The 9,692-nt window shown below is 65.0% G+C and carries 7 protein-coding genes; 3 read left to right on the forward strand and 4 right to left on the reverse strand.

Annotation, left to right across the window (positions count from 1 at the left end):
- Positions 1-526 precede the first annotated feature (526 nt).
- Positions 527-1,744, forward strand: coding sequence for a DUF418 domain-containing protein (locus D7W81_RS18915; protein WP_497747173.1), 1,218 nt, complete (start codon positions 527-529; stop codon positions 1,742-1,744).
- Between the two features lie 7 nt (positions 1,745-1,751).
- Here the strand turns inward: D7W81_RS18915 and D7W81_RS18920 are convergent, their stop codons facing one another.
- The 4 genes from D7W81_RS18920 to D7W81_RS18935 all read right to left on the reverse strand — a co-directional run bounded on the left by D7W81_RS18920 (position 1,752) and on the right by D7W81_RS18935 (position 6,033).
- On the reverse strand, positions 1,752-2,594 hold the full coding sequence (locus D7W81_RS18920; RefSeq protein ID WP_120556795.1) for an alpha/beta fold hydrolase: 843 nt from the start codon (positions 2,592-2,594) through the stop codon (positions 1,752-1,754).
- Positions 2,595-2,729: 135 nt separating this feature from the next.
- The gene (locus tag D7W81_RS18925) at positions 2,730-3,746 is read right to left on the reverse strand and encodes a neprosin family prolyl endopeptidase (protein ID WP_158621627.1); all 1,017 of its coding nucleotides are present in this window, start codon (positions 3,744-3,746) and stop codon (positions 2,730-2,732) included.
- Positions 3,747-3,808: 62 nt separating this feature from the next.
- A complete protein-coding gene (locus tag D7W81_RS18930) occupies positions 3,809-4,381 on the reverse strand; it encodes a hypothetical protein (protein ID WP_120556797.1) in 573 nt (190 codons plus the stop codon).
- A 488-nt stretch (positions 4,382-4,869) separates the two neighbouring features.
- Positions 4,870-6,033, reverse strand: a complete 1,164-nt coding sequence (locus D7W81_RS18935; RefSeq protein ID WP_244227286.1) for a hypothetical protein — start codon at positions 6,031-6,033, stop codon at positions 4,870-4,872.
- 219 nt (positions 6,034-6,252) lie between these two features.
- Here D7W81_RS18935 and D7W81_RS18940 point away from each other — a divergent pair, with 219 nt between their 5' ends.
- Complete coding sequence (locus D7W81_RS18940) at positions 6,253-7,116, forward strand: tetratricopeptide repeat protein (RefSeq protein ID WP_147445538.1); 864 nt, start codon at positions 6,253-6,255, stop codon at positions 7,114-7,116.
- Positions 7,113-9,137: a putative metal-binding motif-containing protein gene (locus D7W81_RS18945; RefSeq protein WP_120556799.1), complete on the forward strand. Its 2,025-nt coding sequence runs from the start codon at positions 7,113-7,115 to the stop codon at positions 9,135-9,137. The genes D7W81_RS18940 and D7W81_RS18945 overlap by 4 nt, the downstream gene beginning before the upstream one ends.
- The last annotated feature ends 555 nt before the right edge of the window (positions 9,138-9,692 follow it).

The following is a 9,692-nucleotide window of genomic DNA, read 5'->3' on the forward strand; positions in this document are numbered from 1 at the left end:
TCGGAGGCCGCCCTTGTTGAATCGGTCCGCCTTGTCTCCTGCCAGGGGGACAGGGTGTTGGCACCGATGCCAAACCACTGTTGGCGCAGCTTCGGACCGCGTTGCCCCAGGCCGAGGTTTCGCGGGACCCGGCCCTGACGACACCGCCGTGGGAGTCCGTCCTACTGGAACTGAAGCTCCGGGACGGACAGACCGTGTTCGGGCAACTGGTGCGCGAGGACGTCCTCCGCCTTCGCGAGGAACGGTGGTGCGGTGAGGAGGCAAGGCGTTGAGCTGATTCTGGAGGACGGCCCCTCGCTGCTGCCGTGGTTCCAGCAGCACCTGGGACCGGCGCGGTCGAAGGAGCATCAGCTTCCGCCAGGGCTTCCTCCTCCGCCCTGACGCGGACGCACGGAATATGGGCAGGCAGGTTCACGTTGCCACCCTTTCTCCAAGCATGACCCCAGCCCCATCCGAAGCCCGTCCCGTCGATTCCAGCGAGCGACTGGCGCTCCTTGACACGCTGCGTGGCTTTGCCCTGTGCGGCGTGTTCATCTCCAATGTGATGGTGTGGTTCAGTGGCAGGGTATTCCTGCCGCGTGAGCAGGTCCTCACGGCGATGAACAACGCGTCGCTCGCCGACACCGTCGCCTGGCAGGTGTTCTCGACGCTGGTGGCAGGGAAGTTCATCACCCTCTTCTCGTTCCTCTTCGGCCTTGGCTTCGCGGTGCAGATGGGCCGCGCCGAGGCGCGAGGGACCTCCATCACGCCGCTCTATGTCCGGCGGCTTGGGGTGATGCTGGTGATGGGGCTCGCCCACCTGTTCCTCATCTGGTACGGCGACGTCCTCAGCACGTACGCGGTGCTGGGATTCGGCCTGCTGCTGTTCCGGGGGCGCTCGGACCGGACGCTGCTCATCAGCGCCCTGGTGTTCGCCCTGGGGTGGTCCTTCGTCGGCGTGGTCATCCTCAAGTTCCCGCAGCTGATGGCGGACACGCCGGAGGCCGGCGCGGCCATCGTCAAGGCGGCCACCGAGAAGTCCGCGGCCATCAGGGCGCAGACGCTGGCAGCCTTCACGAATGGGAGCTGGCTGGACGCAACGAAGGCGACCGCCCACTTCTTCTTCCGCGACTACTTTCCGCTGCTGCTGGCCATCACGCTTTCGACGTTTGGCCGGTTCCTGCTGGGCCTGCTCGCGGGGAAGCGCCGCATCTTCCACGACGTGCCCCAGCACCTGCGGCTGTTCCGCCGGCTCCTCGGGTGGGGGCTCGTGGCCGGGGTGGTTGGCAGCGGCAGCGGCCTGGTGCTGCAGCAGCTCATGCTGAGGCAGGTCTTCACTCCGGAGACGCTGCCGACGTGGGTGTCCTTCGCCATCGCGCCGCTGCGGCACCTGGGCGAGCTGGGCTTCGCGGCCGTCTATGTGTCCAGCATCACCCTGCTCTTCCAGCGCGCCACCTGGCAGCGGGCACTGGGCCTGCTCGCGCCGGTGGGGCGCATGGCGCTGACGAACTACCTGTCACAGTCCATCATCAGCGTGCTGTTCTTCTACGGGTACGGACTGGGCTTCATCACGAAGCTGGGCCCCGCGGCGTGCGTGGCGTACTGCCTGGGCATCTTCTGCATCCAGGTGATGTGGAGCCACCTGTGGCTGTCGAAGTTCCGCTTCGGCCCCGCGGAGTGGGTGTGGCGGTCGCTGACGTATGGGAAGGCCCAGCCCATGCGCCGTGATGACGCCTCAGGCCAGCGCACGCCGGCGTCGGCGTAGCGGATCGTCAACGGCAGCCAACAGCCTTGACGATCAGCTCGGTGACGACTTCAGGGTGGCTGACCATCGCAACGTGTGAGCTGCGGATCTCGATGGTACGGGAGCGAGCGCGCCGGGCCATGAAGCGCTCGGCTTCCGGCGGGATGGTGTTGTCGTCGTGGGCGACCAGGTACCAGGACGGAATCGTCTTCCACGCGGGCGGGCCGGATGGCGCGTTGAAGATGGAAACGGCGGCCGGGCGCTGGCTTGCGGCCGCCACCGCCGCGTCCTTCGCACGAAGATCCCCCGCGAAGAGTTCATGGAAGAAGGCGGGGTCGATGTATGCGTCGGCATCCGAGGTCCCGCCCCCAGGGAACGGGCGCAAGATGAGGTGCTCGCTGAGTTCGGAATGGCCGCCGCCGAGCGTGTTGGCCTCCGAGATGGTCTCCCCCGCGTCGAGTGCGTACGCGGCGATGTACACGAGCGCTTTCACATTCGGGTTCCCGGTGGCCGCGTTCGTGATGACGGCTCCCCCGTAGGAGTGGCCGACCAGGACGATGGGACCGGTGAGGGTCCCCAGGAAGTACCGCAGGTGCTCCGCATCCCCCGAGATGCTCCGCAAGGGATTTGCAAACGCGTGGACCGTGTAGCCTTGTCTTTGCAGCCGCTTGCTCACGTCAGCCCAGCCGGATGCGTCCGCGAACGCTCCGTGGACGAGGACGATGGTGGGCTTGCCACGACAGCCGGTCTCCCACTCGTCCTGGGATGCAACGGCCTGGGAGGGAACAGCGCTGACAGCCAGCAGGGACCAGAGCGCACAGAGCGCGCCCACCCGTCGCAGGTTCTGTTCAGTGAAGCGCTGAGTGTTCATCAACCTCTCCGAGGACGGGTGCCCGCGTGGCGCAGGGCGACTCGGAAGGTGGGCGGCGGGCACGGCCGCGACAACCACGACCACGGTCACACGTGGCTGTCGCGGTTCCGCTTCGGCCTCGCGGAGCAGGACAGGTCAGCCGCCGCCGTTCCCACCGAATTCCATGTCCGCGCCATTCCAATACGAGAGGGAGTAGTACGCGGCGTTGGTCTCGGAGCGCCAACCGTTGGTGATGTAGTTGCAGCTGGCACCCGCGGTGTGCAAGCACATCCCGTGTATGTAGGCGGAGCCCCAGGTCCCGGAGAACTGTCCCGTGCCCATATCGGTGAGCGGCGGGACCCGGTTCTGCGCCGAGTAGACCTCGCCATAGAAATGCGCCATGTCGCCCGAAGTGAACTGGCCACTCCAGAGCGAGCCGGGGAAGTAGCCGACCCAGGCATCGTTGAACCAGATCCACCAGTTCCCGTTGTCATGGCGGATGTACTGTTGGACCGCGTACCCGTAATAGCTGGTGAGGGGCATCCCGGGCCCGTAGACGCCGTGGACCTGGACGAAGCCGGCGGCGTCGTTGAACGTGCCGTAGCTCCACTGGGAGATCATCAGTCGCGGGAAGGCGTCCCAGAACTTCCGCAGGCCCATCTCCACCAGGTGGTAGTTGGCGCCACGGACGATGGACATCTGGGACGTCACCATGTCGCTCTGGTCGTACACCGCCGGGTTGGAGAACAGGATGGATGCTCCGACGCCGCTCTGGCTCAACGCGTCCGTGGGCTTGAGCACCCCGGCGTACCAGTACGCGCCCGCCAGCAACCGGGAGCCAGTTGCCCCATTCAGCCCGGGGGACAACGGCGGACCGGCCTTGTGCGTCCGGAGTTCCGCCTGATGGTAGATGGGCACCTGGCCCGGCGGACACACGGCGCGCAGGCGGGGGGCGGACGCGGCCCTCTCAATGGCGGGGGGAGGCGGAGGCACCGCGGCGCGTGCGGCCTCCGTCATCACCTCGCAGTGGAACTCCGAAGGCGCGAGCGCGAGCTCCACCTCGGAGGTACCGGCGACGGCCTGCGGGCGGACCTCGCTCGCTACTTCGCCTAGCGGTTCCGGCCCGCCGCACCCAACGACAAACATCGACAGGATCAACCCAGCTCTCGACATGGACGGCTCCTTGGTGGTGCACATGGCCCGGCACCGGACTCGCCAGTGCCCTCAGTCACACTCTAGGCCTTGGGGAACTTGACGATGGCGGCGGTGACCTTGACGAGTTCGTAGGACTCCTGCCGGCTGAGCAGGTTCGTCTGCTGCGCGACCAGTTGCGCGCGGAACTCCACCTGCCGCGCCTCGTAGTCGAAGAGCGCGTAGACGACGTAATACCGCGCCTTGCGAACCATCGTCTCCTGATCAACCGAGAGCTGGACGTCGTCCGGGTTCAGGCTGCTGTCGACGACGCACTTGAAGCCGGCCAGCTTGTGCAGGTTCTGCGAGGCGCTGTCGGTGCGAGCCTCGTGCCGGATGAGGATGCGGCCTTCCTGGAACTTGTACCAGAGGCTGCAACCGCTCAGGTTCGCGGTGAAGAAGTACGTAAGGGTGTCAGTGAGATCAATCTCGCACTCCGTGACGTCTCCCGACTTCCAGGGCAGGTAGAAGGCATCCGGGGAGTCGCTCTCCTTGAGCATGGCCAGCTCGCGGTCTTCCAGGGTGTCGAACGTCACCGCGTAGGCGCCCATGCCAGAGCCGGGAGCGGGTCCGAGGATGAGCGGCTTCTGCTTCTGCCTGCCAGATGCGTTTCCCATGATGCTCCTCTTGCGTCACGCATTCATAGCAGCAGGCGTGGAAATGCATGTCTTCAAAAGCAGCGGCCCGCCCTGAAGGTTCGGGGCGGGCCACTATGGTGGAACGAGGTGTCAACCCGGCGTCAGCAAATGCCTTCGTGGGACGCGCAGTAGCTGTAGCAAACGGCAGCCGAGGTGGGGCTGCGGCATTCGCTGCCGTCGCAGCAGTAGATGATGACCCAAGAAGCGTGCTTCGAGTCCGCGCTGGATGAGGCGCACTGAGCCTCGCACGTGCCCGCGGGACCGGAACACGTGGTGCCATCGGCGCACGACATGTACACATCTCCGTCGGACGTGCCCCCACAGCCCGCCAGCATCCCTGCTGCCATCAGTCCCGCGATGATTGCCTTGCGCATGGTGTGATGCCTCCTGGATAGGGTACTGCACAGGGCATGATAGGCGATGGGTAAGATCTTGAAAAGGAAATGAGTGAGAGGGATTCCGCCAGCCTACAGCCCTACCTGGAACAGGAGGATGAGCTGTGAGAAGGAATCCGTGCCTTCCCACAGCGCCGGATAGTGGTCCCAGCTGAGCGCGGCCCCCAGCGGACCGAAATGCAGGTCCGCGAGGAGCCGCAGGCCAGGCCTGGCATCTGGGAGCACCTGCACCGGTATGCCCAGGCCGAACCCGAGGCTCGGGATGATGGCGATCTGGGGCGTCGCATACTGCGTGAGGGGCGTGAGGACGACCTGCTCGCGAAAGTCCGTCTCCACCGAGAGCGAATGCAGGAAGGACTCGGGCGCGGCGACCTGGTAGCCGAGCCGGGCCATGAAGCGGGCACCGTCCCCGAGCCGCGCGCCCAGGCCCAGCTGCACACCGCCCGAATTCCACCACGGCTTGCGCTTCGTCAGCGTGACGTTGAGCCACTCGGGAGCGCTCTCCGACGTGAGGCTCCGCTCCGCCACCAGCTGCTCGCCCTCGTGCCGGAGCCGCCAGCTCGTGGTCACCGGCAACGAGCGGGCGGATGCGTCCGGACTGCTACCGACTTCCCACGCGGAAGGGACACGCACCGTGATGTGGAGCGTGGGGTTGCCCGCCCAGGTCCGGATGGGTCCCAGCAGATAGTCGATGTCCCAGTGCGTGGCCTCCGGCCCGGAGGACAGCAGTGCATGACGCGTCTGGACCGCGGGCCACACGTACCCCGAGGGCAGGAAGCGTCGCTCGAGCTGCATCAGGCCGCGAACCACCAGGTCCCCTTCCCGCCCGGGAGGAAGCGTGAGGGTGAAGCCGAAGCGCTCCGCTTGGGAATGTGCGCGCCCTCCAGACTCTGTCATGGGGCCCAGCGCGGCCGCCTGCGCCTCTGCCACGGGGAGAGGCTCCTCGTCGAAGCGCACGCTGACCTCCCGCGTACGGACTCCCAGGAAGGCGGCATCGATGACCTCCGCCTCGGAGGTCCCGTTGCGCAGCCGGTAGCGCGCCTCGAAGCGGCAGGCCGCCTCCTGCTCCGCCTCCGCGCAATCGAAGGTCAACTTCTCGCTGAGCACCTCCGTGCGCGTGCGCGCGGTCCCCGATGACAGGGTGAAGGTCGCCGGCGTCCGCGTGGAAGCGGCCACGTTGGCGGCGGCGGGCAATGCAGCGAGGAGACACACGAGGGACGCAAGGCGGACCGCCATGTCCGCCATTGTCGCTCAAATCCAAGGTCCGGTAGCAGTTTGAATCTGCCCGGGTGCTGGACCCGTGAAGCGGCACGTCGTCACAAGGCCCGTCCTCCCGCCGATGTCCCCTTCAAGCCAATTCCTTCCGTCCAGACGGAATGGGAGCGCAGTGGATGGCCACTCATTTCCCCTCCCATGCTCCCCATGTTAGGAGCCGCCCGGTTCCGGGAGGAATTCATGCGTTCATCTCAGGCATTGGGACCAACCCTGTGCTGGGTCATTCTCGTCATCCTGCCGTCAGTCAGCCTGGCGGCTCCAAGTAGCGAGGTGAAGATCCATCTGGAGGCCATCGCCAATCTCTATGAGGAACTCGAGTACGAACGTGCCCTCGCCCAACTCGCCACGGCACGGCGGCAGGCGAGTGGACCCGAAGACGACGTCGAACTGTCACTCTGGGAAGGCCTGCTCCTGGCGGAGTTGAGCCGGACGGAGGAGGCTGCCGCGGCCTTCACGTCTGCCCTGGTCCTGCGGCCGGACGCGCAGTTCCCCGTGAAAGTGTCGCCCAAGGTGTCGAACCAGCTTGAATCGCTGCGGAAGGCCGTGAAACGCACACAACAGACGCGCCGTGGCGCCCCCAGTCCCTCGCCCACGCCGCGCCAGGCGACAGATGCACCGCGTGAAGAACCTCCGCCGTCCTCCTCGCCCCAAATCGCATCCTCATCCAGCGTCGGGTCGGCGTCGGCGCCCCCCCTCCAAGTGACCCAGGAGACGCAGAAGAGTTCCTTGCGCTCCAAGGCCTATATCCCCGCGATCGCCGGTGGCGCGCTCACCGTCGCGGGTGGGGTTTCCTGGGCCCTGTCTCGTGGAGAGCGGTCAAAGCTTCGCAACGCGGATCCGTCCCTGACGAACTTCGCGGACGTGGACCGGGCTGCGTCGCGAGGTCGAACACTGCAGGCCGCGGGCGTGGGCCTGCTGGGCGTGGGTGTATTGGGGCTGGGACTAGCGACGGGCATGTATCTGATCGATGCTCCCGAGAAGAGTGTCGCCATGCAGTTGGGGACAGATGGGCGGTCGGCATTTGTGTATGGGAGGTTGCCATGAGTTTCGCTCCACTGCGGGCGGCCCTGGTCCTGTTCGTGCTCGCGAGCGTGGCCTGTACCGACTTCGACCTGGAAAAGCAGAAACTGTGCGACCAACTCCCCGAACGGTGTAGCGACGCCGACGGAAACATGGGCGATTGGAAGGGCGGAGCGCTGAATCTCACCATCGGCTACAGCGGCTTCACGCGCGGATGCGTCACGGTGACCGCCACGGATGCTGACAACGCGGGGAACACGAACAGCCTCGACGTGGCGATCCCCGGCAAGACGCCGGGCACCCTGTCGGTGGCGGTGTTCCGGAAGAAGAACTGGGGCCGCATGCTGAACGTGACGACGCAACTGCGTGAGATCGACTGTTCGGGTACTGCGGTGGGTGAGGCGCAGAAGACAAGAGCGCAGGTTCCCGAGGAAGGCACGCTGGACGTGGCCCTCACCTTGAGGGCCATTGATGCGGATGGGGACGGATATTTCAGCAGCGTCAGCACCGAAGGCGGCATTCCAGGCACGGACTGCGATGATAGGGACCGTGCCGTGAACCCTATTGCCACGGAGGTGTGCAACAACAAGGACGACAACTGCGTTGATGAAGAGTCGGACGCGGCCGACATCAAGACCTTCTACGCGGACGTGGATGGGGACGGCTTCGGAAGCGACCCGGTGCAGTCTTGTTTCCCGCGTGCAGGGCTCGTGGCTGACAACACCGACTGCAACGACAACGACGCGTTTGTCAAACCGGGGCCGTCGGAGTCCCGTTGCGATGGCGTAGATGAGAATTGCAATGGCATGACCGATGAGCGCTTCGACATCGGCAAGGGTTGTGAGGACGAACTCAAGTGTGATGGCGCGTATGCATGTGCCACTCAGAGCCAGAATACCTGTGTGCGATCCGCAGGGCAGAATCCGGTGGCCTGGTTCGTGGACGACGACGGCGACGGTTCCAAGGGACAGTCCGTGGGGAGTTTCTGTAAGTCACCTGTGACTGGCAGTGCCTCCACGTCAGACGACTGCGATGAGAGCTCGGTCTACGTCCGGAATGGGCTGACGGAGGCCTGTGACCGGCTGGACAACAACTGCTCCGGCCAGGTGGACGAGGGGTGCGGCACTCTCACCTGGACGACAAACGCAGGGGTTGAAGGAACTGAGAACCTGACGGCCATCGCCATTTACGATGAGGGGCGAAAAGCATGGATCGTCGGGATGAACAAGCTCGTCCATCTGGACAACACGGCGGGCACGTCAACGCTGTATCCGGATGCTTCCTGTAAGAAAGATTGGAAGGCGGTATGGGCAACTGCGGACGGACGCGTTTTTGCCGTCGCCGTGTCAGGAGAGATAATGACCCGTCGCCCCGACAACCCCACTGCGCCGTGTTTCGCACCGGATGTGCCTGGCTCGCCGTCGCTCCATGGCATTACAGGGATTGAGCGTCCCGGTGTCGAAGCCACTGCCTATGCGGTTTCGAGCAGTGGCAAAATTTTCAAGTGGAAGCCGCCTTACAGTCCAGTCAATGAGAACCTCTCTGATTTCGGCACTGTTCCCGGCAACCTTCGGGCGATCGCGAGCGCCCAGACCGAGGGCTCGTTGCTAGCCGTGGGCGGGGATTCCAATAGCAAGGCAGTTGCCTACCGTTATGAAACGGCCAGTTCCACGTGGAAGCCGGAATCCCTGGGCGGAACCTTCGACGGGCATCTCAAGGGCATCCATGTGACGGATAGCCGATTCGCTTACGCGGCAGGCGACAATGGACTGGTCTTCAAGAGGAGTGGAGGCGCCTGGATTGCCCTGCCCCCGCTCACCGAAGCCAATGGAACAACGACGATCGCCATTCGGGACGTTCTTGCCTTCAGTGAAAAGGGCATCTACGTCGCCACCGTTGAAGGGGACATCCACTTCTACAATGGATCTGGGTGGACCATCGCGTATTCAGGGACCACCTTGCTGTCCTCGCTGGACGGCCCGTCACCCACTCGCATTGGGGCGGTGGGAAACGGCAGCACCCTCGTGAGACTCACGGCCCCCTGAGCCAACTGAAACCGGCTGGAATCGCGCGTCGGGTCCATCGACGCGCTTTTCCGGGCATTGCTCCTGGGTTGCTCCGCCGTACAGCGCCCGTCTCCCCTACACGCCAGGGGGACGGAACCGTCGGGCTGTGGAGCGAGGGGGCCCCTGTAACCGGATTCCGCCCCACCGCGTATCCCTCCTCGCGACACCTGGAAGGGGCCGGAGGCGCTCTCAACGACCGAGAGTCGCCCGCCCCACTCAACATTCCGCCCATGAGGTTTGTCCTCTCAGGACGACGCCCGGGTGGAACCAGGTTCCCCACCTTTCCCCTCTGAACTTTGACGCACTGGCTCACCTGTCGAGCACTGGACTGGAAACATTTCCAGCAACATGTACGACCCCATCCCACTCCACCGGGATCCGACCTGAAAATTCTTACAAAGTAATGCGGGGTACGAAACTTCCGGACGGAGTTGGGGAGAATGGAAAAAAACGGGCGCCATTCCGGGCACCGTTCCCATCGAACTCCGGAGTCCGCCCATGACCCTGCCCATCGGCTACCGCCCGCTTCCGCCC

Origin of the sequence: Corallococcus aberystwythensis (assembly GCF_003612165.1) — a bacterium.
GTDB lineage: Bacteria > Myxococcota > Myxococcia > Myxococcales > Myxococcaceae > Corallococcus > Corallococcus aberystwythensis.